This window comes from Pseudoalteromonas sp. ESRF-bin5, from assembly GCF_002632075.1.
In the GTDB taxonomy this organism is placed as follows: domain Bacteria; phylum Pseudomonadota; class Gammaproteobacteria; order Enterobacterales; family Alteromonadaceae; genus Pseudoalteromonas; species Pseudoalteromonas marina.
The window spans coordinates 1-26,267 of the sequence record NZ_NTLW01000136.1; the positions used below are offsets into that span (position 1 = coordinate 1).

The 26,267-nt window shown below is 39.2% G+C and carries 24 protein-coding genes and 1 tRNA gene; 9 read left to right on the top strand and 16 right to left on the bottom strand.

Annotation, left to right across the window (positions count from 1 at the left end; all coding sequences use genetic code 11):
• The 4 genes from BCG07_RS07340 to BCG07_RS07355 all read right to left on the bottom strand — a co-directional run.
• Nucleotides 1-1,979, bottom strand: a 1,979-nt coding sequence (locus BCG07_RS07340) for a FimV/HubP family polar landmark protein (protein ID WP_286889580.1), incomplete at its 3' end; no start/stop codon positions are given.
• Nucleotides 1,980-2,328: 349 nt separating this feature from the next.
• Nucleotides 2,329-3,345, bottom strand: coding sequence for an aspartate-semialdehyde dehydrogenase (locus tag BCG07_RS07345; RefSeq protein ID WP_006793896.1), 1,017 nt, complete (start codon nt 3,343-3,345; stop codon nt 2,329-2,331).
• A 45-nt stretch (nt 3,346-3,390) separates the two neighbouring features.
• Entirely contained in the window at nt 3,391-4,512 is a 1,122-nt protein-coding gene (locus tag BCG07_RS07350) for a 4-phosphoerythronate dehydrogenase (RefSeq protein WP_243531224.1), read from the bottom strand.
• 152 nt (nt 4,513-4,664) lie between these two features.
• Nucleotides 4,665-6,887, bottom strand: a complete 2,223-nt coding sequence (locus BCG07_RS07355; RefSeq protein WP_138527414.1) for a TonB-dependent receptor — start codon at nt 6,885-6,887, stop codon at nt 4,665-4,667.
• A 463-nt stretch (nt 6,888-7,350) separates the two neighbouring features.
• On the opposite strand from BCG07_RS07355, the gene BCG07_RS07360 reads away from it, so the two are divergent.
• The gene (locus BCG07_RS07360) at nt 7,351-8,496 is read left to right on the top strand and encodes a porin (RefSeq protein WP_058404777.1); all 1,146 of its coding nucleotides are present in this window, start codon (nt 7,351-7,353) and stop codon (nt 8,494-8,496) included.
• A 12-nt stretch (nt 8,497-8,508) separates the two neighbouring features.
• Nucleotides 8,509-8,916, top strand: coding sequence for a type 2 periplasmic-binding domain-containing protein (locus tag BCG07_RS07365; RefSeq protein WP_138527415.1), 408 nt, complete (start codon nt 8,509-8,511; stop codon nt 8,914-8,916).
• A 280-nt stretch (nt 8,917-9,196) separates the two neighbouring features.
• Here BCG07_RS07365 and BCG07_RS07370 read toward each other — a convergent pair whose 3' ends face one another.
• The 8 genes from BCG07_RS07370 to rlmE form a co-directional block, all read right to left on the bottom strand.
• On the bottom strand, nt 9,197-10,822 hold the full coding sequence (locus tag BCG07_RS07370) for a methyl-accepting chemotaxis protein (RefSeq protein ID WP_138527416.1): 1,626 nt from the start codon (nt 10,820-10,822) through the stop codon (nt 9,197-9,199).
• Between the two features lie 291 nt (nt 10,823-11,113).
• Nucleotides 11,114-11,198, bottom strand: a tRNA-Leu gene (locus BCG07_RS07375).
• 66 nt (nt 11,199-11,264) lie between these two features.
• Nucleotides 11,265-11,618, bottom strand: coding sequence for a preprotein translocase subunit SecG (secG, locus tag BCG07_RS07380; RefSeq protein WP_008130122.1), 354 nt, complete (start codon nt 11,616-11,618; stop codon nt 11,265-11,267).
• A 1-nt stretch (nt 11,619) separates the two neighbouring features.
• On the bottom strand, nt 11,620-12,369 hold the full coding sequence (gene tpiA, locus BCG07_RS07385; protein ID WP_286889586.1) for a triose-phosphate isomerase: 750 nt from the start codon (nt 12,367-12,369) through the stop codon (nt 11,620-11,622).
• Nucleotides 12,370-12,440: 71 nt separating this feature from the next.
• Nucleotides 12,441-13,790, bottom strand: coding sequence for a phosphoglucosamine mutase (gene glmM, locus BCG07_RS07390; protein WP_006793904.1), 1,350 nt, complete (start codon nt 13,788-13,790; stop codon nt 12,441-12,443).
• Nucleotides 13,787-14,635 (bottom strand): dihydropteroate synthase, encoded by an 849-nt coding sequence (gene folP, locus BCG07_RS07395; RefSeq protein ID WP_286889589.1) that lies wholly within the window; start codon nt 14,633-14,635, stop codon nt 13,787-13,789. Before folP ends, glmM begins: the two co-directional genes overlap by 4 nt.
• A gap of 113 nt (nt 14,636-14,748) precedes the next feature.
• Nucleotides 14,749-16,692 carry an ATP-dependent zinc metalloprotease FtsH gene (gene ftsH / locus BCG07_RS07400; protein ID WP_033025514.1) on the bottom strand — a complete coding sequence of 648 codons (1,944 nt, stop codon included), beginning with the start codon at nt 16,690-16,692 and terminating at the stop codon, nt 14,749-14,751.
• A gap of 66 nt (nt 16,693-16,758) precedes the next feature.
• Nucleotides 16,759-17,388, bottom strand: coding sequence for a 23S rRNA (uridine(2552)-2'-O)-methyltransferase RlmE (rlmE, locus tag BCG07_RS07405; protein WP_006793907.1), 630 nt, complete (start codon nt 17,386-17,388; stop codon nt 16,759-16,761).
• 87 nt (nt 17,389-17,475) lie between these two features.
• On the opposite strand from rlmE, the gene yhbY reads away from it, so the two are divergent.
• Entirely contained in the window at nt 17,476-17,772 is a 297-nt protein-coding gene (gene yhbY, locus BCG07_RS07410; protein WP_006793908.1) for a ribosome assembly RNA-binding protein YhbY, read from the top strand.
• Nucleotides 17,773-17,854: 82 nt separating this feature from the next.
• On the opposite strand, the gene BCG07_RS07415 is transcribed toward yhbY, so the two are convergent.
• Nucleotides 17,855-18,364 (bottom strand): SixA phosphatase family protein, encoded by a 510-nt coding sequence (locus tag BCG07_RS07415; RefSeq protein ID WP_286889594.1) that lies wholly within the window; start codon nt 18,362-18,364, stop codon nt 17,855-17,857.
• The gene (locus BCG07_RS07420; RefSeq protein ID WP_286889596.1) at nt 18,361-19,515 is read right to left on the bottom strand and encodes a serine hydrolase domain-containing protein; all 1,155 of its coding nucleotides are present in this window, start codon (nt 19,513-19,515) and stop codon (nt 18,361-18,363) included. Before BCG07_RS07420 ends, BCG07_RS07415 begins: the two co-directional genes overlap by 4 nt.
• A 112-nt stretch (nt 19,516-19,627) precedes the next feature.
• On the opposite strand from BCG07_RS07420, the gene BCG07_RS07425 reads away from it, so the two are divergent.
• From BCG07_RS07425 to BCG07_RS07450, 6 genes are all read left to right on the top strand, one after another.
• On the top strand, nt 19,628-20,431 hold the full coding sequence (locus BCG07_RS07425; RefSeq protein WP_039038535.1) for a hypothetical protein: 804 nt from the start codon (nt 19,628-19,630) through the stop codon (nt 20,429-20,431).
• A gap of 91 nt (nt 20,432-20,522) precedes the next feature.
• Nucleotides 20,523-21,380, top strand: a complete 858-nt coding sequence (locus tag BCG07_RS07430) for a MipA/OmpV family protein (RefSeq protein WP_006793912.1) — start codon at nt 20,523-20,525, stop codon at nt 21,378-21,380.
• On the top strand, nt 21,370-21,753 hold the full coding sequence (locus BCG07_RS07435; RefSeq protein ID WP_006793913.1) for a DUF3019 domain-containing protein: 384 nt from the start codon (nt 21,370-21,372) through the stop codon (nt 21,751-21,753). The genes BCG07_RS07430 and BCG07_RS07435 overlap by 11 nt, the downstream gene beginning before the upstream one ends.
• A gap of 21 nt (nt 21,754-21,774) precedes the next feature.
• Entirely contained in the window at nt 21,775-22,479 is a 705-nt protein-coding gene (locus BCG07_RS07440; RefSeq protein ID WP_243531233.1) for a response regulator, read from the top strand.
• A gap of 19 nt (nt 22,480-22,498) precedes the next feature.
• Nucleotides 22,499-23,791, top strand: coding sequence for a sensor histidine kinase (locus tag BCG07_RS07445; protein ID WP_039038532.1), 1,293 nt, complete (start codon nt 22,499-22,501; stop codon nt 23,789-23,791).
• Nucleotides 23,792-23,995: 204 nt separating this feature from the next.
• Nucleotides 23,996-25,348 (top strand): sodium-dependent transporter, encoded by a 1,353-nt coding sequence (locus tag BCG07_RS07450; protein WP_010557215.1) that lies wholly within the window; start codon nt 23,996-23,998, stop codon nt 25,346-25,348.
• Nucleotides 25,349-25,405: 57 nt separating this feature from the next.
• On the opposite strand, the gene BCG07_RS07455 is transcribed toward BCG07_RS07450, so the two are convergent.
• Complete coding sequence (locus BCG07_RS07455) at nt 25,406-25,852, bottom strand: GNAT family N-acetyltransferase (RefSeq protein WP_243531235.1); 447 nt, start codon at nt 25,850-25,852, stop codon at nt 25,406-25,408.
• A gap of 100 nt (nt 25,853-25,952) precedes the next feature.
• Nucleotides 25,953-26,267 (bottom strand): sporulation protein (locus tag BCG07_RS07460; protein ID WP_286889600.1); only part of this gene is annotated, 315 nt, incomplete at its 5' end.

Consider the following 26,267-nt stretch of genomic DNA (forward strand, 5'->3'; position numbering starts at 1 on the left):
TCGATATCGTCCAAATCAAAGTCATCACTTTCTTCAACTATCGACTCTGTTGGCGTTTCATTATCTGAATCATCATTTGCTTCATCAATTAAGCTATCGATATCGTCCAAATCAAAGTCATCACCTTCTTCAACTAACGTATCCGTTGACGTTTCATTAGCTGAATCATCATTTGCTTCATCAATTAAGCTGTCGATATCGTCCAAATCAAAGTCATCACTTTCTTCAACTAACGACTCTGTTTGCGTTTCATTAGCTGAATCATCATTTGCTTCATCAATTAAGCTGTCGATATCGTCCAAATCAAAGTCATCACTTTCTTCAACTAACGACTCTGTTTGCGTTTCATTAGCTGAATCATCATTTGCTTCATCAATTAAGCTGTCGATATCATCTAAACCAAAGTCATCACCTTCTTCAACTAACGTATCCGTTGGCGTTTCATTAGCTGAATCATCATTTGCTTCATCAATTAAGCTGTCGATATCGTCTAAGTCAAAATCGTCACTTTCTTCAGAAGTTTTATCTGATGTGTCTACTGGTTCGGCACTCGTTTGATCAAGTAAATCATCTATATCAAAATCATCGGTCGCAAGCTCTTCGCTCAATGCTGCCATTTCATCGTTAGATTCTAAACTATCACTTTGTGGCTCTTTTTCTGCTGGTGAATCAAACTCAGGTAAGCTGTCATCTTCGTCGAATAGGCTATCTAAGTCATCATTACTTAAAATATCATCAGTGCCAGACGGTTCTTGGTCTAAATCTAAATCAATATCGTCCAAGCTATCATCAGCGCTGTCGTCAAACCCTTGTTGCGTGAAAATATCGACTTCATCGTCTTCGTCACTTTCATCATCAAAAACAATATCGTCGCTAAGAAGGCCTTCTAACTCGTCTTGATCAAGTAAGTTATCTGAATCATCAAGTTCGTCTGAGTCATCTTCTAATAAATCATCATCTGGAAGCATGTCACCTTCGAGGTGATCATCTAATTGAACGCTCAAGTCATCCAATGGATCTGGAATGATTGGGTCATCAAGTGGATCAGTTGCTAAGTCATTCTCATTAGAATAAGTTGGAGTTTGCGGTAAAAACTCATCATCTGCTTGAGGCTCTTCTTGATTGCCTTTTCTTTTGCGAAGAAACATAACAATTGCAAAGATAATCAATAATCCGGGAATGAACATTAACAGCCCCAGCACAATAGGGTTTGACAACAAGGCTAATAAGTCAAAACTGCTTTGAGGTTCAACCTCTTTAGCTTTTTGCTGGGCAATTATTTCATTTTGTTTAAGTATTAATTCCTTTAGCTGCAGCTGTATTTCACTATCTTGCCCTAATTGTTGGCGAACATTTTCGAGCTCTTTAGAAATTCCAGTCAGCTGTTTTTTAAGGTTATTATTCTCAACTAAAATCTCTTCAACATTTGTTACTGAACTTTTAAACTGTTGCTGTAACTCAACTAATTTATTAGTTTGGTCTGTTTTTATTTCTTTTATTTCTTTTTGTAACTCTTTTTTGGCGTCGTCTACATCAACTTTACGCGCTTGTGTAACCTGTGTTTGAGCTGATGTTATTTCAGTTTGTGTAAGTGTTCCGTTTTTTTTCTTTTCCCATAACTCGTCATCTTGCTCGGAACGCTGCCTAGCTAGTTGAGTATTCACTCGTCTAATTTCAGATAAAGTCGGTATTTTTAGATAAGCCCCACTTCGCATATGATTGAGGTTTTGATCTAAAAATGAGTTGGGGTTTTTGTTATACAAGGCCTGCATAACTTGATAAATACTTACAGAGTTATCTGGACGTACTTTTACAGCTATACGCCAAAGTGTATCGGTGGGTTTAATCGGACCAATAGACCGCCCTTGAGCACCATAGTCAACGCCTTTAGGCCCCTTTAATTGGGTACTATCTTGTGTATATACAGGCGTTACTACCAGTGCAGACGCTAATATTATAAGTATAGCCAAACCGCGCATGCTGATCCTTTAATGTCTAAATGTTACAAAGCACTCTTAAATAGGTGCGTAAACATTGATTACTCTTGCCTTATCAGTCTAATGACTGACTCACATTTGTTATTACAATCTATTTTTGTTGCAAGCTCTATTCCAATTACAAACTATAAACCACTTAGGGCACAATATCCATTGCAACACATTGAAAAGAAATGCCTTAACAACACATTTTTAATATTGATTTATTGAGTATTATCAGTAACTTTATTAAATATTATAAAAAACGGCAAAAAAGTGGCGCTCTATTTAAACAAAAAGCGGCAAACACATAGTGCTTACCGCTTTTAAAGAGTGCTTAACATTTAAAATGTTACATATAATTTTCTATTAACTCTTCAGCTATTTGAACACTATTAGTTGCAGCACCCTTGCGGGTATTATCACTAACAACCCACATATTTAAGCCATGAGGGTGTGAAATATCAGCGCGCAAACGGCCAACATATACAGTATCGTTGCCACTGGCATCGGAAACCGCTGTTGGATAATCACCTTCATCGTCAATTAGCTCAACGCCTGGAGCATCATTTAACAGCTGTTTAACGTGTTCGAAGTCGTATTGCATACGTGTTTCAATATTAATAGATTCAGAATGACCAAAAAACACAGGAACACGCACACACGTTGGGTTTATTGCGATTGTTGTATCACCTAATATTTTGTGCGTTTCGTTCACCATTTTCATTTCTTCGCGGGTATAGCCGTTATCTTCAAAGCTATCTATCTGCGGAATAACATTAAAGGCAATTTGCTTAGGAAATATTTCATTATCCATTGGGCGTGCATTCATCAAGTTAGCTGTTTGCTTTGCTAACTCATCAACGGCTTCTTTCCCTGCGCCTGATACCGCTTGGTAAGTTGATACATTTATTCGATCAATACCATACGCATCATAAATTGGTTTTAATGCCAACATCATTTGGATAGTCGAACAATTTGGGTTTGCAATAATATTACGATTTCTAAAGTCTGCAAGACTTGAGGCATTCACTTCTGGGACAACAAGGGGTATTTCAAAATCATTTCTAAAGTGCGAGGTGTTATCAATAACTATACAACCTGCATCGGCTGCAATTGGGGCATATTTTTCTGAGACGCTCCCACCGGCAGAAAACAATCCAATATGTGCTTGGCTAAAATCAAAGCCTTCAACGTCTTGTACTTCGATTGTCTCACCACGAAACTTAATGTCTTCACCTGCACTGCGGCTGCTCGCAAGCAAAAATAGCTGATCAACCGGAAATTTACGATCAGCTAAAGTTTCGATAATTTGACGCCCTACTAAACCAGTAGCACCAAGTACGGCAACGTTATATTTTTGCGACATATTTTTTCCTCTTTAAACGATATTAAAACACCGTTATATTAATAATTAGTTGGTTAGTGTAAAACCAAGTTGATCTAAGACAGCCAACTGCGAGCCATCACCTTTAACGGTTAAGGTGCTAAATTCTCTTCTTACAGGATAGTGTTTACGTAAACTATCAAAACCATCCGACTCTAGATGACGAAGTAAAATCCCATCATCCCTTCTTACATCGTAAATTGTGTGCACTAAACGTGCGATGTCTTGCTCTGTAAAACTCTCAGCAATAGCCACTTGCGTTATAGCTGGTACTGGCAAAAAATCGGTTAGAGATTTTGAAGCCTCAACGCCTTTAAGCTCACACAGTTTTTGGTAAAGCATTTGTGTGCCTCTGGCCTTGCCTTCAAGCGTGTGGCCTGCAATATGCACACTGGCATAGCGTACATGTGCAAGTAAGTCTGTTAAAATATTAGGTTCATTTTCCCACACATCAAGCACTAAATCTAAATCGGCCCCTGCTTCCATTAAATCCAGTAAAGCACTATTGTCAATAACATCCCCTCGGCTGGCATTAATTATCGTAGTACCCGGTTTTAAGGCGTTAAGCCTTACTTTGTCCATCATGTGAAGTGTTTTATGAGGCCCTTTTTTAATAAGTGGCACATGAAAAGTAACAATATCTGATTGTGCAAGTAACTCATCTAACTCTACATGTTCATCAAGTAAGCCTTGCTCATGCTTAAGAGGGTCGCATAGTAGTAATTTTACATTTAATGCTTTTAACTTTTTAGCCAAACAACTGCCAATACTCCCGACCCCTACTATGCCAATAGTTTGGCCTGTTAATGGGCGGGCATTTTCTTGGCTCAATGCAAATAAACTACTAATAACATATTCAGCAACAGCAACAGCATTACACCCTGGAGCACTTGTAAATGCGATGTTTTTGTCTTTCAAAAGATCTGTATCAATATGATCGATACCAATAGTCGCAGTACCAACAAAGCTTAATTTATTCGCTTTTGCTAATAGCTCACTAGTAACATTGGTAACAGATCGCGTGAGTAATACTTCTACGTCTATCAGTTGGTCAGGTTTTAAGTTACGCCCATCAAACCGCTCAACCTCACCAAAATCTGAAAAGTACTGCTCAACTAAAGGCATGTTTTGATCGGCAAGAATTTTCATCACAGAGTCCATTTGGCAATTAAGGGCGCTATTGTATCGAACAACCAGACCTTTGCACAAACTAAAAAGGCCGAATCAAAAACTGATCCGGCCTTTTGAGCTAAATAAAATATAATGCTTAAATTACATTCTATTTTTATGCAAACTTAAGTTTATAACTCAAAATCTTTTTTGAATTTTAAACCAAATTCACTTCGGTCATTACTTCTCATAACACCGACAAAGCCTGATTGTTGTAAACGACCTACATCGTATACTTCGTTCAGTACGTTTTCGCCATAAAGTGTTACTTCCATATCGCCATATGCGTTAGTGTAAGAAATATTAAAGCCAACTAGCTCACGCGAATCAATCGTTTCACTTTGGCTATATACTGACTGACCTTGCATTTCACTACGGTATGAATAATTAGCATTAAGTGCAACAGTCGCACCACTGTCTAAATCCATAAAGTATGATGGGGCAACCATTACAGTCCAGCGAGGTGTTAAAGCCGGTGAATCACCTTTACCAATGCCTTGAACGCCGGCATCAACCTCTGTAATTTCTGAATCTAGGTAACCTACCGCACTTCTTATTGTGAAGTCGTCAGTAATTGCAACGGTGGTTTCAAGTTCTATACCTTGCGCTTTTGATTGGCCCGCATTTTCAACAATAGTTACAAAACCACCACCCGCTGTTGGGTCTGAAAACGGAAGTGCTAAATCAGTGTAATCAGTAACAAATACCGCTAGCATCATAGATACGTTTTCGTGTACTTGGCCTTTTAAACCCATTTCGTAGTTTACGGCTTTAGTTTCGTCGAACGACACAAACTGATCAGGTCCACCAAATGGACGTGGTGGGAAGCCACCAGTTTGATAACCTTTTTGAATTTGACCATAAACGTTCATGTTGTTACTGATTTGGTAAGATGCATTAATATCCCACGTCACCGCGTCAAACTCTGCACTTACGTATTTACGTTCAGCAAATGTAGGGAAAATCGCATCGGCATCTTTCTCATCTTTTGAGTATCGAAGACCACCACCAATACTTAAATCATCTGTTAAATCGTAACTTGTATTAAAGTATACAGCGTATGAATTTGTTTCTTGGTTTATTTCAAAGTCACCATAGCCACCAAATGAAGGTGTAACACCATCGTTTAATAAACCATTAGGTGTGTTGAATGGGCTAAATACAAATGGACCAGAACGAGTGAAACCATCTTCATTAAAGAAGTAAAGGCCTGATACAAAGTCCATATTGTCGTAAGTCGCATTTAGTTGGATTTCAAACGAGTACTGGTCTGCACCACCCTCTTCTGGGAACTCAGATAAGTTAAGAGGTGACGCATCATCATCAAGTCCACCTTCGTATTCAGAAGTACGGTAACTCGAAATAAATTTAGCCGTGTACGTATCATCAATTGCCCAATCAGCAGTAAATGACGTACCCCAACCTGAGTAAGACGTAGATTCAATACCAGCAACGGTAGTACCTAGATCATCAGGGTCTGATGGGATCATGTCCTGTGTTAATAGAGGAAAGTCACCATTAAATACATCATTTGCATCAAGCGGCTCAGTTAATTCAATAGTATAAGGCGATTGACCCGACTCGTTATCAACACCGTCAAGTGAAAAAGTAAACGCTAAATCGCTATTGGCCTGCCATTTAAGGGCTACGCGGCCACTAAACTCTTCTTCTTCACCAATTTCTTTTTCTGGATTCGCCAGGTTTACTGCTTCGCCAACGCCGTCACGTGTTTTGTATGACGCACTTGCTGACATACTTAACTCATCATTTAATGAGTTATTAAAGTACACATCGCCTGCAATACGGCCACGGCTACCTAACTTTGCAGACGTTGTTAAAATACCTTCATCGCCCGGCTGTTTTGTAATAACGTTTACTGCGCCACCTAACGTGTTACGGCCATAAAGAGTACCCTGTGGGCCGCGCAGTACTTCTACACGCTCAACATTAGGTAATGATAGGTTAGACCCCATTTGACGGCCTAAGTAAACACCATCAAGGTATACCCCCACACCAGGGTCGGTTGTAATAATGTGATCTTGCAAACCAATACCACGGATAAATACCGAAGCATGTGCTGCGTTACCTACACCGTAACGTGTGATGTTTAGATTAGGGACGTATTTACCAATATCTTCAAGGTTACTCATATTGGCTTTATCAATTAAGTTAGCACCAATTGATGTGATAGCGGTTGGAGATTCAAACAAGCTCTCTGTACGTTTACGAGCTGTAACTTCGATTTTTTCAAACGCATCTTGTTTTGCAGTTGTTTTGGTTTCTTCAGCACTTACTGAGGTAGTCAGGGCAGCAACTATTGCTAGGCTTAACTGTGAGAGTTTGCGTAGTTTCAAAATATTCTCCAAAGGATACCGTAAATTGTTTATTATGCATTTACTGGTGCAACCAGTAAATTTTGGGCATAAAAAAAGATGCGTGGTAGCATCTTTCCTCTGGAAGGGCATTATATTACACAATTGTGAATTTATGTATTTATTTTTTGGTAAAAATGCAAATGTTCCTATAAAGGAAAGGTTAACACGTTGCAGCAATACTTACTTTTTACGCTATTACTGCATAAAACCTCACTCTACAAATATATGTTATCAAATTAAATTGGTTGCAACTTTTCTTAATATTTTTACTTAAAATCATAAACCTGCATTAAAAATATCAGGTATCCCTCTTCAAAAACCAATAGTAAAGTATTAATTTAATTAATTTTTACTACTAACTTGCTAAATTGATTAGATATAGCTCTATTTCACTTCTATAATATGCTCGAATCAACATCTAATTAACTAATAGGAAATACATATGAAAAAGCTATCTGTAGCAGTAGCATTATGTGCGGCTTTAGCAACAAACTATGCTAGCGCCGAAGTTCGAATTAATGGCTTTGCATCAATTGTCGGTGGAAAGAGCCTTGATAGCGACAGTACCTTATATGGATATGATGATGACATTTCATTTAAAAACGAAAGCGTCTTTGCATTACAGCTATCAGCTGACCTTATGGAAAAGCTAACGGCAACAGCTCAAATTGTTGCTCGTGGTGAGAATGATTTCGACGCAGAATTTGAATGGGCCTACGTAACTTATGAATTAAGCGACGAGTTACAAATTAGCGCGGGTAAAATGCGTGTACCTTTTTACCGTTACTCAGATTTTATTGATGTAGGTTACGCTTACCGCTGGGTACGCCCGCCTCAATCTGTTTATAGCATTCCTTTTTCTACCTATGAAGGTTTAAGCTTATTGCACAATACACAACTTGGTGATTGGGATTCAACAGTACAAGTCATGTACGGTAGTTTTGATGGTGAAATAGACGCAATCACTGAAAAAACTCAAGCTGAGCTTAATGATTTTGCTGGCATTAACTGGACGCTTGCATACGACTGGTTCAGTGTTCGTGCTGCATATTTGATTGCTGAATCATCATTTGCACTTGACGGAACAGACCCCAGCGGCGCTGCATTAAATGGATTAGAAGCTGCACTTCGCGCAAACAGCTTAAACACGTTAGCTGACGATATTGCAATAAACGAAGATGACAGCAGCTTTTTCGGCTTTGGCTTCTCAATTGATTATGATAATTTCTTATTTGATGCTGAATATACACAATTTGAAGTAGAAAACAGTATTTTGACTGAGCAAACACAATATTATGCATCTGTAGGTTACCGCTTGGATGACGTTATAGTCCATTTTACGTATGAAGATAATGACGATAAGCATGATGCATCTCGCTTTGACCCTATCGCAGCAGTACCGAGCCTTAATGCAGCTATAAACGGTGCCTTGACAGGTGTTCAAGCGCAAAGCAATGTATACACTATCGGCGCGCGTTACGACTTTCACCCTTCTGCAGCGTTTAAAATCGATTTTAGCCGCTTTGAAGACGATGTAACTGATACAGAAACTGATGTTGTTGCTGTTGGCGTTGACCTTGTATTTTAATTGGAGCAAATAATGAAAAAATTAATTTTAGCTAGTGCACTTTCATTGTGCTCAATTAATACTTTTGCAGAAGTTGCGGTAATAGTTAACGCTGGTAACGCAAATGCTTTAGATGCAGATACAATTAAAAAGATATACCTTGGTAAAGCCAAGTCATTTGGTGATGGTACTAAAGTAAATCCAGTAAACCAAGATGGAACCGCTGCAGCAGATGAGTTTAACGATAAAGTTGTAGGTAAATCTGGCAGTCAGCTTAATGCTTACTGGTCTAAACTTGTATTTACAGGTAAAGGTACACCACCAGAGAAGTTAGGCTCAGATCAAGCTGTCATAGATTTTGTAGCAGCTAATGCTGATGCTATCGGCTATGTAGATAGCGCAAAAGTGAGTGGCAACGTAAAAGTAGTTGCGACCTTTTAACCGTTTAAATCGGTAAATTAAAAAACCACCAAATGGTGGTTTTTTTGTGCCTGTAAAAAGTTATATCAATTAGCTTAATTAACTAAGCTGTTAAAAATATGGGAAACGCGTTAATAAGCAAGGTAAAAGTTTGTTATCCAATTCATCAATGTAAATAGTACAGTTAGCGTCCAGTCTTGCACTTTAAAATGCTCTGTTATTGCAGGTCGGTAATACCTACTAGCCTACAAAACAAAAAAGCCTCCACTTGGAGGCTCTATTGGTGTAAATTTTACGTATATTACTCAATTCTAAATTTGGCTGTTGCATCTAGCAGGTTATCTGATAAGTAATGTAGATTTTTAGCTACATCTCTTACAGCTAGTAATGAATCCATGGTATCTTCAAAAGAAACATGCATATTAGAAACATTTTCTACAACCATGGCTGCAACCGATGTTTGCTCTTCTGTCGCTGCTGCAATCTGAGAGTTCATACCGTTTATTTCTAACATTTGCTCTGCTATTTTTTCTATTGATATACCTGTTTTTTCAGCCGCTGTTGCATTATCTGTAGCCATATCACGAGCAGAAGTCATGGCAGTAACCGAGTCATTAGCAGCCGTTGTCAGTGCTCCTAACAACTCTCTAATCTCATTTGTAGAATGAGCGGTACGTGATGCAAGCTCTCGTACTTCATCAGCTACTACCGCAAACCCACGACCATGTTCGCCAGCGCGTGCTGCCTCAATAGCTGCGTTTAGAGCAAGTAAGTTGGTTTGATCAGCAATTGAAGTAATTACATTCAATATTTGCGATACGTTTTTTGTGTCGTCCGCAAGTTTATTAATTGTTGTTGCCGCTTGGTTAATTTCATCACTCAATGTACGAGACGCATTTACTGACATTTGTACTTGTGTACGGCTTTGTTCTACTTCTTTTTCTGCTGTTTCAGCGGCGTGTGATGCATTTGCTGCAGATTGAGAAATATCACCCACACTTTGCTTCATCTCTTCCATTGATTGCTTAACAATTTCAGCATCTGTTGTTTGTTTAGTTGTTGCACGCTCTGCCTGCTCCATACCTTGTACTAATCGGGTAGAGTTTTCCATTAGAGGTTCACATACAGCAATTACTTCAAGTACGGTTTCTTTTAACAGCGCAATAAAAGAATTAAAGTTGATAGAAACTTGGCCAATTTCATCTTTAGAATTCACGGTTAACTGGGTACTCAAAGACCCTTTACCATTCGCTAATAAACTTAAATTATTTGCTGCATCACTTGCTGAAGAGCCAATATTCTTTGCTATCCATATAGCCATAAATAAAAGCAGCAATAAAGACACGATGGACACAGCAAGCATTAAAGTAAGTGCATTATCAGAACGCGTGTTAGTGCTTTCAACTAATTCAAAAAAACGATTATCAGCTTTTTGTTGCGCTGCTTTAAAGCTCTCTAAAACAGAACCATAAAGACTTGTTTTTAACTGGGCTTGCTGCTGGATTTTACTAAAGTCGGCAGTGCCATTTACCATTCCATTAGCAATGGTTGCTGAGATTTTTTCGTAGTCGGCTAATTCTTTCACTACATCATTACTAATGTAGCCATTACTTATCTGCTTAATTAGATTTATATTTGATTCAATTGTTTTGTAAGTGTCATCAGCTTTGGTTATTAAGTCTTGTTCACCAAATGTCACTGCTTGCGTGTAAAGCTCATCGAGTTTTTCTAACAGCCCTACATTCGCTGATGTTAACTTTACAACTTTATATGAAGAATTCCCCATTTCATCTAAAGAAGCTCTATTATCATCTATGGCAAGAAAATTAATTAATACCATAATTATAAAAGCAACAACTGCAATACATGTTATTGCATGTATTTTTTTAGTTATGCTTAGGTTTTGAAAAGAGAAGCCTGAAGCCATACTATTTACCTTTTTGAGTTATCTAAATATATTATCGGCTCAATACTGATAAGTGTGAGTTAAATTTGTAAAATTTCTAGTTTTTTTTTCATTTTAATCATTAATTAAGCTAAAAACTGAAATTAACACAAGTAAATTGACTTTATTGGGTACACGATGGGTTTTATGTTAAAAAGATCATCAAAAAATCTAAATTATTGTTATAACACAAACGTTTCAAGTGCAAAAAACAATCAAAGCAAATTTTAGGTATAAAAAAACCAGTAACATAATTGCTACTGGTTTTAAATTTGGTGCGGATGGGGGGACTTGAACCCCCACGCCCTAAAGCACTACCCCCTCAAGGTAGCGTGTCTACCAATTCCACCACATCCGCATTTTAAATTTTTGTTCGCTTGTTTTATCTGTTTGAGGTTAACAAATAGCTGAACAGTAAACTGTATTAGTTTGGTACGTCTGAGTTACTTTCTTTATTAGAAGTAACTGGAACATCTTCTTCAACCGGGACTACTGTTTCAACAGCAGGCGCTGCTTCTAGGTTTTCCCATTCATCAGTCTGTTTAATCTGACCTGCTGTTAAATTACCTAGAACAATACTCAACACAAAAAAGACTGTAGCTAGGCTTGTTGTTGTCTTTGTCATAAAGTTACCAGCACCTGAAGAACCAAACACAGTTCCAGAAGCGCCTGCACCAAATGAAGAACCCATATCAGCACCTTTACCTTGTTGGATTAAAACCATACCAACTAGAGCTAAAGCTACAACTAAATAAACTACTAATAAAATTTCGTACATCTTATACGGTCCCTTTTGCACTGTTACAGATCGCAACAAAAGATGCTGCTTTTAGACTAGCGCCCCCAATAAGGCCACCATCAATATCTGGTTGTGCAAATAATAATTCGCTATTTTTTTCGTTAACGCTTCCACCATATAAGATGGTAAGCCCTTGTGCTAAATCACTGTCTAAAGACGCAATTTTGTCACGGATAAATTTGTGAACAGCTTGTGCCTGTTCTGGCGATGCAGTCTTACCTGTGCCTATGGCCCAAACGGGCTCGTATGCTATCACAGAATCTTTCAGCGCTGCTACACCTAATTTTTTAATTACCGCATCTATTTGAGCAGCAACTACATATTCTGTTTGTCCACTTTCTTGCTCTGTTTCACTCTCGCCAACACAAAGAACGGGTACTAAACCAGCTGATTGAGCTCTAGCAAATTTATCAGCAATAACATCGCTGCTTTCGTTGTAAATACTACGACGCTCTGAATGGCCAACTAGCGCATAATTTACGCCAAGGTCTTTCAGTAGTTGTGCATCAACTTCACCAGTAAAAGCGCCTGGCGTGTTTTCAGATACAGTTTGAGCACCTGTTATGACACCGCTTGCAATCATTACTGAAACAAGTGGGAATGGAGGAAATAAAATAACATCTATTTCTGGTGATTTAATACTATTTATAGCATCCGACATATCTTTGACTAGCTCTATTGAGCCATTCATTTTCCAATTGCCAGCGACCATTGCCTTACGTATTGCCATTTTCCACTCCACATTAGAAAGCGGGCGAGATATTAACTTTTCTCGCCCAAAGTTACAAGAGGTTATTGTTATCAATCAGGTTGTTTGCTCATAGATTCGACAATCTCTGCAATCTTACGTGCACTGTCTAATACTATTTTTTCTTGTTCTGCTTCAACCATAACACGAACGACAGGTTCAGTGCCTGATTTACGGAGTAAAACACGGCCCTTATTACCTAAGTTTTGTTCCACTTCTTCGACTGCCGCAAGGACTTTTGGCGCCGTTGTAGGATCGGTACCCGGTGTATAACGCACGTTAATCATTTTCATTGGGTATTTTGTAAACCCGGCGCCTAAATCTTGAAGCGTTCTATTTTGTGCAACCATAGCAGCCAGCACTTGCAAGCTTGATATAATACCATCACCCGTTGAAATTAAGTCTAGATTGAGTACATGGCCTGAACTCTCTCCACCAATTTTCCACCCTTTTTGCTGAAGTAATTCCATTACATAGCGATCGCCAACTTTGCTTCTAGCAAACTCAATGCCTTTTGCTTTAAGTGCATTTTCAAGGCCCATATTTGACATAACAGTACCAACAACACCGCCACCTAAAATATGATCGTTCGCTGCCTGACAAGCAATTATATAAACTAAGTCGTCACCATCAAATACACGGCCATTATGGTCAACCATCATTACACGGTCGCCGTCACCATCATAAGCTATACCTACATCGGCTTTATGTTCAAGTACTTTGCGTTTTAACGTGTCTACATGAGTTGCACCGCATTCATGGTTTATATTTACACCATTTGGCTCACATGCATGCGTAATTACGTCAGCGCCGAGCTCACGCATGACTGATGGGGCAATATGATATGTTGCGCCGTTAGCGCAATCTACAACCACTTTTAATCCCTCTAAAGACAGCCCTTGTGGAAACTGACTCTTACAAAACTCAATATAACGTCCATCTGCACTTGCCAAGCGTGTTGCTTTACCTAACTTATCTGAGGCCACACAGGTCATTTGCTCATCAAGCATTGCCTCTATTTCGAGCTCTACAGCATCATCAAGTTTTAAACCTTGACCATTAAAAAATTTGATACCGTTGTCGTAATATGGATTATGTGATGCGCTTATTACAATACCGGCTTCAGCCCTAAATGTTTGTGCTAAATAAGCAACAGCCGGCGTAGGCATTGGGCCAAGCAGAACAACATCAATACCGGCGGCTATTAAGCCTGCTTCAAGGGCTGTTTCAAGCATGTAACCAGAAATACGCGTGTCTTTACCAATAATAACTTTTTTTGTTCCACCTTTTGATAGCACACGTCCTGCAGCCCAACCCAGCTTCATTGCAAATTCAGGGTTGATTGGCGCTGTTCCCACTAAACCACGTACGCCATCTGTGCCAAAATACTTTCTTTGTTTCATTCTATTATTCCTTTTATACACGCTTGGTAAACACCAAGTACATCTGCAGTTTCTTTTACGTCGTGAACACGAATTATTTTTGCACCATTTTGTGCGGCAATAAGTGCGCCAGCTAAACTACCGGCCATTCGTTCGCTTGTGTCTCTGTTTAACAGGTTACCTATCATCGACTTGCGAGAAAGCCCCGCTAATAACGGCAAGCCTAATTTATTAAAGTCATTAAACTTGGTTAAAATTTCGTAATTATGGCTTAATGTTTTTCCAAATCCAAAGCCTGGGTCAAGAATAAGCTGCTGAGCTTTTATTCCCATTACCTCACAGGCACTAACGCGACGTTTAAAAAATTCATTAATATCGCCCATTAAATCATTATATTGTGGAGATGTTTGCATACTTCGGGGCTGCCCCTGCATGTGCATTAGGCAAATTGCGATGTTTTCAAATTGTGCAACAACATTCAGTGCGTCAGGCTCTTGTAATGCGCGAACATCATTTACCATATCTGCACCAGCTAAAATAGCCTGCCTCATCACCTCAGCTTTACTCGTATCAACAGAAATAACACAATCACTCTGAGTACGTATTGCTTTTATTATTGGCACCACTCGTTCAAGCTCATCATCAAGGCTAACTGCCTGAGCACCTGGTCGAGTAGACTCACCACCAATATCAATTATTTTTGCGCCATCAGTTAATAACTGTAATGCGCGCTGCACAGCGATGCTGGGGTCTATAAATTTACCACCATCTGAAAATGAATCAGGGGTTACATTTAATATACCCATAATCACAGGCTCAATTAAATTTAGTTCTCGACCATTTGGTAAGTTAATAATGTTGTTCATAATGAGCCTTGTTTGCTTTTCAGAATTCAAACAAATCTAACTAAAAATTAGAGCGAAATTTAAACCGATACAAAAAAGCCCCGAAGTACGGGGCTTTTTGAGCATTTTAACGATTATTCAGCTTTGTCATCAACATTTGTTTCATCTTTTTTAGATGATTCTGTTGTTGATTGGCTTTCATCACTAACAGGCTCCTTTACAGAATCTGTTTGTGGTGCTTTAGGCTCATGACGGTCATGAGCATCGCGTGGCTCACGCACTGGCTGGCGCGCCATTAAGTCGTCAATTTGCTTAGCGTCAATCGTTTCATATTTCATTAACGCGTCTTTCATTGAATGAAGAATATCAATATTCTCTTTCAATATTTTTTCGGCACGTTCATAGTTTCGATCTGAAAATAAACGAACCTCTGCATCAATTACTTTAGCTGTATCATCCGACATGTTAGATGCACGACTACCGCCACCACCCATGTACATTTCGTTTTGATCTTCGGCGTAAAGTAGTGGTCCAAGTTTTTCACTTAACCCCCAATGTGTAACCATTTTGCGTGCTATGTCTGTTGCACGTTCAATATCGTTACTCGCACCGGTAGTCACTTTATCGGCACCGTAAATAAGTGCTTCAGCGATTCGGCCACCATAAAGGCTAGAAATCATTGATTCTAAAAGCTCTTTAGAATGGCTAACACGATCTTGTTCTGGTAAATACATAGTCACACCTAGCGCACGGCCACGTGGAATGATAGATACCTTATAAACAGGGTCATGCTCTGGCACCATGCGACCAACAATTGCATGGCCGGCTTCGTGGTATGCCGTCATTTCTTTCTCTTGCTCGCTCATCACCATGGTCTTGCGCTCTGCGCCCATCATGATTTTGTCTTTAGCAGCATCAAACTCAGCCATGTTTACAACACGTTTGTTACCACGTGCGGCATAAAGTGCGGCTTCGTTGACTAAGTTAGCTAAATCAGCACCGGAAAAACCGGGTGTACCGCGAGCAATAACAGCTGCATCAACGTTGTCACCTAATGGTACTTTACGCATGTGCACTTTAATAATCTGTTCACGACCGCGTATATCAGGTAAACCAACTTCTACTTGACGGTCAAAACGACCAGGACGAAGTAATGCCGGGTCTAATACGTCTGGGCGGTTAGTCGCAGCAATAACAATAATGCCTTCGTTACCACCAAAACCATCCATTTCTACCAGCATTTGGTTTAATGTTTGTTCGCGCTCATCGTTACCGCCGCCCATACCTGCGCCACGTTTACGACCTACTGCATCAATTTCATCGATGAAGATAATACAAGGCGCTGCTTTTTTGGCTTGTTCAAACATGTCACGTACGCGCGATGCGCCTACACCAACGAACATTTCAACAAAGTCAGAACCCGAAATTGTAAAAAAGGGTACTTTTGCTTCACCGGCAACGGCCTTAGCAAGCAACGTTTTACCTGTACCTGGCGGTCCAACCATAAGTACACCCTTAGGTATACTACCACCTAATTTTTGGAATTTAGACGGGTCGCGTAGGAAGTCCACCAATTCGGTAACGTCTTCTTTTGCTTCATCACAACCAGCAACATCAGCGAACGTAGTTTTGATTTGGTCTTCGCTCATTAGACGTGCTTTGCTTTTACCGAATGACATAGCGCCTTTGCCGCCACCGCCTTGCATTTGACGCATGAAGAAAATCCACACACCAATAAGCAGTATCATCGGGAACCAAGAAATAAATATGCTTGCTAAAAATGATTGTTCTTCAGGCTTTACACCTTTCACGTTTACATCACTTTTAAGTAAGTCATTTAAAATGTCTTTGTCGTAGATTGGCATAATGGTTTGAAAGCGCTCACCATTATTTTTAGTACCTGTGATTGTTCCACTGGTGCTCTCGATTGCCACTTCTTGTATTGAGCCATTTCGGGCATCTTTTACAAACTGACTGTAACTTGTTTGACGGTCGATTTGCTCGCCACCATTAAAGCTCTGAAAGACTGACATAAGCACAACTGCAATGACCAGCCATAGTATTAAATTTTTCGCCATATCGCTCAAGGGGTTAACCTCTTGTATCCAATTAATTTAAATTCAACTAAACGCCAAGCAACTGTACTACAGTTTGTATCCAGTCGCTACTATATATACTTCCCGAGAACGGGCACGTGAGGCATCAGGTTTGCGTATTTTCACTGCTTTAAAACTATTACGTACTTCCTGCAAGTATTGATCAAAGCCTTCGCCTTGGAAAACCTTAACAATAAATGCACCATTTTTCTTTAGAACTTGATTACACATATCTAGCGCAAGCTCAACTAAATACATACTTCCAGCTTGGTCCACTGAGTTATTACCACTCATATTCGGTGCCATGTCAGAGAGTACCACATCAACATTTTTTCCATCAATGCGTTTTAATAAAGCATCTAACACGGCTTCTTCACGAAAGTCACCTTGTAAAAAATCAACACCCGCTAAAGAGTCCATAGGTAAAATATCACAAGCAACAACTTGCCCCTTGTCACCTACCTTCTCGGCTAAATACTGTGACCAACTACCCGGAGCAGCCCCTAAATCCACCACAGTCATACCTGGGCGAAGTAACTTATCTCTATTTTGTACTTCATCTAATTTAAAAACCGCTCTTGAACGCCAGCCTTTTTTTTGCGCTTCCTGAACATATTTATCATCAAAATGTTCTTTCAACCATCGCTGTGAACTGGCTGACTGTTTTTTATTTGTCATAAATTACACGCAACTAATTAGTAATATTCTCTAGATGGCGTTAGAATACCCTTAATTCAAGCCATATTCAGCAAAATTTGTATAAACATGACATTATCAAATAAACAAAAGCAGTTTTTAAAAGGCGAGGCACATAGCCTTAAGCCTGTAGTTTTACTAGGTTCTAACGGTTTAACCGAAGGCGTAGTGATGGAAATTCAAAGTGCACTAGAAATTCACGAATTAATCAAAGTTAAAGTACCAACTGACGATCGTGAAACCAAAGCGCTTATTTTTGAAGCAATCGTTCGTGAAACAGGTGCGACAAAGCTTCAAACAATTGGCCACACTATTGTGCTTTATCGCCAAAGCCCTGAGAAAAAAATTCAACTGCCGCGTAACTAATTTACTTCCTGAGTAAATTATTGCGCTTAATAAAAAAACCAGCTATAGGCTGGTTTTTTTATCATTTATTTAGCCCTGAATTCTAAAAAGTAAAATTCATTTCTAAGTCTTTGAGTAAATATTTAATTTCTGCATGATGCTTTTTTTTGCTTAACAAAAAATAGCGTGAAAACTGCATTTCACTCATTGGTTCTATTTTTTCACTTGAAAGCAATGTTGCAAGTTCTGGAGTTGTATTGCTATGACCAATCACAGCAACTACGCCATTCAAAGACACTATCTGGTTTTTTAAATCTGCCAAATCTCTAGCATTGTAAATCTTTATTTCAGAATCAAAATGCGCAGCAAGTGGGCCTGCTGTTTGTAAAGTACGTTTATAGTTACTACTAAATACATGTACTTTATCAAATTGCTTAAATAATGTGACTAGCTGCTCTGCCCGTTTATAGCCTTGCTGAGTTAACGCTGGGTTTTTACCCGCTAGTTTTTCACTATGGCGAAAAAGGTATATTTTTTCTGGAGCCGAAAATACATATTGGCTATTAAATAAAACTGCACATAAAAAAATAAAAACACCGTATTTTACTTTCATATTGTCTGCTCACGTTTGTACTTCAATAAACGATTAATAAACTCGGTTGTTAACTCATTAATTAACCCTGTCTCGGCGTTTAACACTAAGCTAAAGCCAATATTTAAATGGGGGAATACCACCAAATCACTTCGGTATCCTTGCACCCAACCACTATGATAATACAAGGTTTCATTATCGTAATTGTATACTCGCCAGCCTAAGCCGTAATAAGCTTCGTGTAACTGTTTTTTCCACACCCTGCGGTACATTTCTTTTTTAGTGCGTGTATAGGGCCGAGTTTGTTTAGACAAAGCATCGAGTGACAACACTTCAGGATAGTGGCCTAATTGCGCCTTTAACCAGATAGCCATATCGCTTGCACTGGCATTAACACCAGCTGCGGGTCCAACTTTGTAGTAATTTTTTTTCAGCTTTGCAGTGTACCAACGTTTTTTTCCACGTACGTGCGGTAAAGCGTAATTACTATCAACCACCATGGCTTCATAACCCAAGCTAGCATCAACCATATCAAGTGGCTGAAAAATGCCTTCATTTAGCCATTGTGAATAATCTTTATTTGTACTTTTTAAAATAACATCATCAATTAAACTAAACATGACGTTTTGATAACCGTAGCATATACCAGGCTCGCAAATAGGTTTAACCGTCACTAACTTTTGTACTATATCGGGATAATCCATTCGCGACTCAATTAAATTGTCATATGCGTTTGGCACCAAGCCGCTAGAATGGCTAAGTAAGTGATAAACTTTTAAGTTTTTTTCGTATTCTGTGCCTATAAAATCAGGTAAGTAATTACTGACGGAGTTATCTAATTTTATGAGCCCATCACTAGATAATTTTGCAGCCAGAGAGCCTGCAAATGTTTTAGACACCGACGCCAGTCTAAAACGAGTGTGAACATTAACCTTTTGACCATTTCGGGCTTTTGTTCGTCCGACCGCATGGATGTAATCACTATTGCCTAAATTAACTATCGAAAGTGCAGCTCCTGGAATGCCTTTACTCGTGAGTTTTTTTTCTGCGTAACGGCCATACTTTTTTACAAAACTATCCCAATTTGGGTCTTGCTGCGCTGCAAAACTAACGGTTGCATACACAAAACACACTGCAGTTAAGCAATACTTTAAAAGTGGTAAGCGCTTCATTTTTTAATACTTTATCTTTTTAACTGCCTCTGTATGCATAATATCATGAACTTTTCTTTGGACTAACGTACAATACAAAAATTATTGTACTTTTTGTGGGTGTTAAGTATTTATGCGTTTTTTAGTTGTATTACTTTTTGTTTTATTTTCATCAGGTTGTGCCATTACCAAACAACCAGCAGAACCTTTGGCTATGCCGTTAAAGCCAGCATTAACAACGCAAACATATCAGCTTAAATACCAAACAGAGCATGCTTCACCAAAAGTGAAGTCGGTGCAATTGCCTGCACACAAAGTTTTACAAAATCAAACTGTAAAAATAATTACCGATAAAGCAAGTGTAACCGACACTCTACTATCGCAAATAAGCCAAGCACTTAACGATAAACAGCTTAAAGTTACGAGTAAAAATAACAGTGATTACACGCTGACTATTCAAAAGCTCGACTTAACATTTAAAGAAAACACACAGTATTCAATTGCCACACCTGAAAAGCCATTTGTCTTGTTTGAAAATATTGCAAAGCAATACCCAACGCAGCAATGTGCATCTATTTTTGCAGAAGTTAATATGCGTTTAACACACAAAGCGTCTGGTGATGTGGTGTGGTTTGCAACGTCTTCAATAGACAGCGCCAGCTTTCACCGAGAGCCGCTAATTTACAGCTTAAGTGAAGAACAAAGAATTACAAACGAACTAGAGGTTGTTGCATTTATCCACCAGCAAAACACAGAAGAAGCACGTTTAGCTAGAGTGGGTAAAGAGGTGAAAATCCCTGAGTATCAAATGCTGTCTAAATTATCTAGCCTAAGTAAGTTAAGTGGTCCGTGTAGCCGCACAGAAGTCAGTGCTCTAACACCTATGATGCAATTTTACTTAAGCAGTATCTTAATAGATAAAATTAAAGTTCAGTAAAAGTAACATTTGCTACATTTTTTTACAGATTAAGGGTACACCTTAACAATATACTACGCACTATAACAACAAATAATCAGGCTCAACGTGGATGAAATATACCTTACTTAACCGTACTCTTTTTAGTATTGTCTTGTTCAGTTTGGGCCTGATAGCGACCTCAGCCCAAGCAAGTAATCGTTATTATGCAGACAACACCCTTGAGCCAACTCAAGGCTTTGCATGGGACTGGAGCGCAGGGGCAAGTTATTTTGTAGAAGATACCTACCTAATCGGCACCAATGCCTACGACACCGATTTAGAGCTCGATTTAAGCCTTGCTGTATCCTACGACCGATTTTATCTCGACTTTGATCATAACCAACTCAGTGGCGGTCTTATTATCGGCTACAGTATCATTGATAAGTATGATTGGGGCTTGGACATACTAGGCACGAACACCCAAGCAGGCTTTGACGAAAAAGGGCTTGGCTTTTATAACAATGGTGTAATTGCAGAGCTTGATGGCATAAAGTCTCGTCGCTATGATTTTGGTGTTGGTCTTAGGCTTACACGTCGATTCGAAAACTCTCAAATTTCATTTGAATACCTTTATGATGTTTCTGGCGCCCATAACAGCTGGGTTGTTAACACCTTCTTTAGCCAAATTTTACCGTGGCGAAACTGGGAATTTAGATCCGGTGTTGGCGTAAGTGCTTATTCAGCTGATTTTACAAATTATTATTTTGGCATTGACCAAGAAGAAGTAGCCGAAAACCGACCTTTTTATGATGCACATGCAAGTACCAGCCTAATATTTGAATTTCATGCTGAATACCCAATAAGCCAAGATTGGGTTTTTCTAGCTGGCTTTCTTTCCACATGGTTTTCAGCAGAAATCGACGACAGCCCAATTATTTCTCAAGGGTATCAGCATAAAGCCAAGGTAGGCCTACGTTATGTTTTTTAGATGGTTTTGTTTGCTAATAATTTTCCCTGTATCAGCGCTTGCGCAATCTAGCGATACACAAAATACTTTAACCGCGGTTCCTGATACGTGCGTAGCTCTTCGTGAAGGCCGCGATTGTTATGCCGACGTTGTTATTACGTGGCACCAACCCATTATTGGTAATTATTGCCTACGCGATGCAACATCAAAATACATTATGCAATGTTGGCTCAAACAGCAACAAGGCACATTAAATTACGCGTTTGATTCTAAGCAAAGTATCGCATTTGAACTATTTGATAGTAATACATCAAAAATAATTGGCACTGCAGAAGTAAAACTTCAGTGGGTATATCAAAACAGACAAAAAAAGCGTCGCTGGCGATTATTTTAGCCACTGCATTAAGGATAATTTATGGATAATTACGGCACTATTTTATTAGTAGAAGATGATGCATCATTGGCTCAGTGGGTAGCCGAATACCTAACTGAACAAGGCTACACTACCCATGTTTGTCACCGAGGTGATGAAGTTGTCAGTCAGGTAAAAACCTTGAACCCAAACATTGTCCTACTTGATATTATGTTACCTGGTCAAGATGGCATTAGTGTTTGTAGAGAACTTCGTAGCTTTTATAATGCGCCTATTATTATGCTTACCGCACGTGATGAAGAAATGGATGAAGTTATAGGTTTAGAGGTAGGTGCGAGCGATTATATAATGAAACCGGTACGCCCGCGTGCTTTGCTGGCTCGTATAAAAGCAGCACTTCGTCAAAGCAATGAGCCCAATAAATTGGAAAAAGTAGAAAGCACAATTTCGGTCGGATCGCTTAATATCAATACCGAATCGAGAAACGTGAAATTTAACGGCCAAGACATTAATATTTCCAGTGCTGAATATTTACTCCTGCATTATTTGGCAAGTAATGCAGGCCAAGTTGTATCACGTGACGCGGTTTTTAAAGCCACTAAAGGACGTGAATACGACGGACTTGATAGAAGTGTCGATGTGCTTATTTCTGCACTAAGAAAAAAGTTTAGCGACGACCCACAAAACCCTGAAAAAATTAAGACAATTTGGGGGCGTGGTTACTTGCTCGTCTCTACTGCATGGTAACTTACAGCTGTATGCTTAAATGAAAAAGTTTTACATATCACTACTTGGCAGCGCACTGGTATCTATTGTGGTTTTAGGTTGGCTTATAGACGCCTTTAGCCAGCAAGCACACACCCCACAAGACGAATTTAGTGTGCAAAGCAAAATGATGATGGGGTTTAGTAAACAACTGGCAAATATTCCCACCTCTGAACGTGGCGCATATGTTAAGCAGCTAGGTGAAGAGTTTGATCTATCAATCGATTATAAACCTAATGAATCACTTGCTTTACCTCCTTCATTATTACTTCAAATGCATGCTGTTGGCGGATTGATTTTAGAAGATCAGCAAGGTTTTTATATGCTGTATAGCAACCAAGCGCTAAACCCCTTTCATATTTCTATGCGACTTAAAAAAAGCGCAGACACCGATAAACGAAATGATATATTTTTAACTTTGCTTTTTTATGCTGGCTTATGCATTTTAATGGGATTCATTATTGCGCCACTCGCTAAGCGACTAAGTGTACTCAATGAGGCTGCTAAACAGTTTGCATCAGGCAATACACAAGCCAGAATTAACGCCTCGCATTTCACGTATATAAGAGATGTAGAGTTAACGTTTAACCGTATGGCGAGCCAAATTGAAAAACTTGTCGCTGAAAATAAATTAATGGCATCAAGTTTATCGCACGATATACGCACCCCTATTGCCTGTCTTCGCTTTGGCTTAGATGCCGCCTTAGATACCCATGATGAGAAAAAAATAAAAACCTATTTAGAGCGTATGGAAAACGATTTAGATCACATGGAATCCATGCTTAAGAGCTACTTAGCGTTTGCAACACTTGAACAAAACGCAAACAAATTGACGTACTCTTCTACAAATATAAAGCATTACCTTGAAGACATTTTAGTTCAGCTTGCCCCAAAGTTAGAATCACAAATGCTAAGTGTTGACCTTAATAGCTCAACTGACATTATTGTGGCCGACCTTCATTGGTTAGCACGTGCAATTACAAACCTGCTGACCAATGCCTGCGATTTTGCCGAACAATATATCTACTTGAGCGCCAAGGTTCACGAACGCCAACTTATCATAACTGTTGAAGATGATGGCCCAGGGATTGCCCAAGAAAACTTTAAAAATGTATTAAGCCCATTTTTTAGAGAAGAAGATCATAGAAACCGCGCAGATAAAAGCTATGGCCTTGGCTTGGCTATTGTTGAAAAGGTCGCTGACTGGCATAACGGTACTATTTCTGTCAGCAAAAGTAAGCACTTAGGCGGAGCCTGCTTTACCCTTAGTATTACCCAGCATTATAAATCGTAAAGTATAAATTACGCGGTGTAATTAACATTTTTAAAACAAAATCAACCCATTAATTTTAATCTACTCCTAACATTTACTAAAAACAGCGCATTAATCACACCACTGGAAAACTAAATTATGTGGGATCAGCAAATAAGCACTTTTTATTTTTTTACATTTCCAGTAGATTGTCAGCGCCGTTAAAAAACAGAGAAGTATAATAATATGAGCGCAGTTAGAGGCGAGTTTAGTTCTCGCTTTGGATTTATTATGGCCGCCGCCGGCTCTGCCGTAGGTTTGGGCAACATATGGGGCTTTCCCACACAAACAGCCAGTAATGGTGGTGCCGCATTTTTAGTTGCCTATTTAGTGTTGGCTTTCTTTTTAGCTTATCCTGCGCTAATGGCCGAACTCATGATTGGTCGGCACGGGCAAGCTAACGCCGTCGTTTCTTTAACTAAAGTATCTAACAAACCTTGGCAAAAGCACTTTGCATTTATTGTCGGCTTTGGGGGTATTTTATGCGCCGGCTTTATACTTAGTTTTTATGCTATTGTTGCAGGCTGGATGCTCAGTGCAACAGCCCAACCTATCGCCGCCTTGGCCGGAGCTGACGCAGCATCAACCTGGCTAAGCGAGCAATCACTTACTCGCAACGTTATTTTTACCCTTGTTTTTATTGTTTTAACAATAGCAATCATTAGCCGTGGTGTTGAAAACGGTATCGAAAAATGGTCAAAGCGCTTGATGCCCGCTTTATTGGGTATTTTATTTTTATTAATTGCTTATGTACTGACTCAAGAAGGTGCAATGGAAGGGTTAAAAGCCTACTTGTTACCTGACTTTTCGTCTATTTTTGACACCCAGTTAATTGTGAGCGCCTTAGGTCAAGCGTTTTTCTCATTATCGCTTGGCACAAGCGTTATGATTATATACGGCTCGTATATTAGTAAAAAAGAAAACCTAGTCTCTCTCGGTGCATACGTAACGTTAATTGATGTGTTTATTGCCTTTGTTGCTGGTTTACTTATTATTCCTGCTATGTATGTAGCTCAAGCACAAGGTGTTGAGATATTTTCTGCCAGCGGAAAATTGCTCTCAGAAGATACTTTAGTATTTCAGGTATTACCCGCTTTATTTGATGGTATGGGCAGTGTAGGTTTATTTGTTGGCTTTGCATTTTTTGCCCTAATGAGTATAGCTGCGCTCACTTCGTCAATATCAATGCTTGAAGCACCTGTTTCCTATGCCGTAGAACGCTTTGCCTTGAAGCGCATTCAAGCAACGTGGGTCATTGGCGCCTTGATAGCAGTTGTTAGCATTACGATTGTGTGTAACCTAGGCGCATTATTTGGTTTAGTGATCACACTTACCACTAAGGTTGCGCAACCATTACTTGGCTTAATGTGCTGTATTTTTGTAGGCTGGATTTGGTATAGAAATTCATTACTACAAGCCATTCAACAGGGCAATCCCGAGGTACAAACTACGCTATTTTGGAAAATATGGCCTTGGTATACTAAGTTTGTGTGCCCTATCGCAATAGGTGCTGTGTTTGTCCACTCGTTATTAAGCTAACAACTCATATAAAAGCCCACACTTGTGGGCTTTTATATGAGTATAAATTTAACTAGCCTAGTTAATTTTTAGTATCATATCTTGATGCGGTATACCGTCCTCTAAATATGCATCCCCTGTGCACTTAAAACCAAATGACTCATAAAAGTCCAACAAATAGGTTTGCGCACCAATAACTATGTCCCGTTCAGGCCAATGCGTTTTACAACATGCTATTGCCTGCTCAACCAATTTACTAGCGATCCCCTTTCCTCTGTGATGCTCACTCACTAAAACACGCCCAATTGCGCTGTACTGTCCGTTTTTTTCATAACAGCGGGCGTAGCTCATTAACTGCATATTATCTAACGTATAAATATGTTGAGTAGTTTCAGAAGTATCAACATCATCCAACTCAGGGTAAGGGCATTTTTGCTCTACAACAAATACGTCTACGCGCCCTTTCATAATTGAAAACAAGGTATGAGGGGTCAGTTTATCAAATGGTTCACAGTTAAAATGCATGGTAATCCTTAAGCAAAAACCCAGCTGAAGCTGGGTTTAGTATCGCTATAGTACGAAATGAAAATAAAATTACATTCATCGCTGTACAGTATAAAAAGTATTAAGCGAATAAACGCTCTAACTGATCACATAACTGAGACAAGTTTACATGGTCATGTTCAATGGTTACATCAATATACCCATCGCCTCTAAATGCACGGTCAAGCTCAATTAAAACGTGAGTTTTGTGGGCTTCTGGTACAAATGACAACTCGATTTCTTGAATTCCAAATAAACTTCTGCTGTTAGGTTTATATTCAAGCTCTTGGTAACACCCTGAAACAGAAGCAAACGTAGAGGCACGTAAAAAACCTTTTTCAACATCGGCTTTAGATAAACTAAAACCTAATTTATCCATTGCCTGCATACACGTTTT

Coding starts and splice junctions, on each gene's coding strand:
- BCG07_RS07345 (WP_006793896.1), bottom strand. CDS start 3,345: ATGTCGCAAAAATATAACGTTGCCGTACTTGGTGCTACTGGTTTAGTA.
- BCG07_RS07350 (WP_243531224.1), bottom strand. CDS start 4,512: ATGAAAATTCTTGCCGATCAAAACATGCCTTTAGTTGAGCAGTACTTT.
- BCG07_RS07360 (WP_058404777.1), top strand. CDS start 7,351: ATGAAAAAGCTATCTGTAGCAGTAGCATTATGTGCGGCTTTAGCAACA.
- BCG07_RS07365 (WP_138527415.1), top strand. CDS start 8,509: ATGAAAAAATTAATTTTAGCTAGTGCACTTTCATTGTGCTCAATTAAT.
- BCG07_RS07370 (WP_138527416.1), bottom strand. CDS start 10,822: ATGGCTTCAGGCTTCTCTTTTCAAAACCTAAGCATAACTAAAAAAATA.
- secG (WP_008130122.1), bottom strand. CDS start 11,618: ATGTACGAAATTTTATTAGTAGTTTATTTAGTTGTAGCTTTAGCTCTA.
- tpiA (WP_286889586.1), bottom strand. CDS start 12,369: ATGGCAATACGTAAGGCAATGGTCGCTGGCAATTGGAAAATGAATGGC.
- glmM (WP_006793904.1), bottom strand. CDS start 13,790: ATGAAACAAAGAAAGTATTTTGGCACAGATGGCGTACGTGGTTTAGTG.
- folP (WP_286889589.1), bottom strand. CDS start 14,635: ATGAACAACATTATTAACTTACCAAATGGTCGAGAACTAAATTTAATT.
- ftsH (WP_033025514.1), bottom strand. CDS start 16,692: ATGGCGAAAAATTTAATACTATGGCTGGTCATTGCAGTTGTGCTTATG.
- rlmE (WP_006793907.1), bottom strand. CDS start 17,388: ATGACAAATAAAAAACAGTCAGCCAGTTCACAGCGATGGTTGAAAGAA.
- yhbY (WP_006793908.1), top strand. CDS start 17,476: ATGACATTATCAAATAAACAAAAGCAGTTTTTAAAAGGCGAGGCACAT.
- BCG07_RS07415 (WP_286889594.1), bottom strand. CDS start 18,364: ATGAAAGTAAAATACGGTGTTTTTATTTTTTTATGTGCAGTTTTATTT.
- BCG07_RS07420 (WP_286889596.1), bottom strand. CDS start 19,515: ATGAAGCGCTTACCACTTTTAAAGTATTGCTTAACTGCAGTGTGTTTT.
- BCG07_RS07425 (WP_039038535.1), top strand. CDS start 19,628: ATGCGTTTTTTAGTTGTATTACTTTTTGTTTTATTTTCATCAGGTTGT.
- BCG07_RS07430 (WP_006793912.1), top strand. CDS start 20,523: ATGAAATATACCTTACTTAACCGTACTCTTTTTAGTATTGTCTTGTTC.
- BCG07_RS07435 (WP_006793913.1), top strand. CDS start 21,370: ATGTTTTTTAGATGGTTTTGTTTGCTAATAATTTTCCCTGTATCAGCG.
- BCG07_RS07440 (WP_243531233.1), top strand. CDS start 21,775: ATGGATAATTACGGCACTATTTTATTAGTAGAAGATGATGCATCATTG.
- BCG07_RS07445 (WP_039038532.1), top strand. CDS start 22,499: ATGAAAAAGTTTTACATATCACTACTTGGCAGCGCACTGGTATCTATT.
- BCG07_RS07450 (WP_010557215.1), top strand. CDS start 23,996: ATGAGCGCAGTTAGAGGCGAGTTTAGTTCTCGCTTTGGATTTATTATG.
- BCG07_RS07455 (WP_243531235.1), bottom strand. CDS start 25,852: ATGCATTTTAACTGTGAACCATTTGATAAACTGACCCCTCATACCTTG.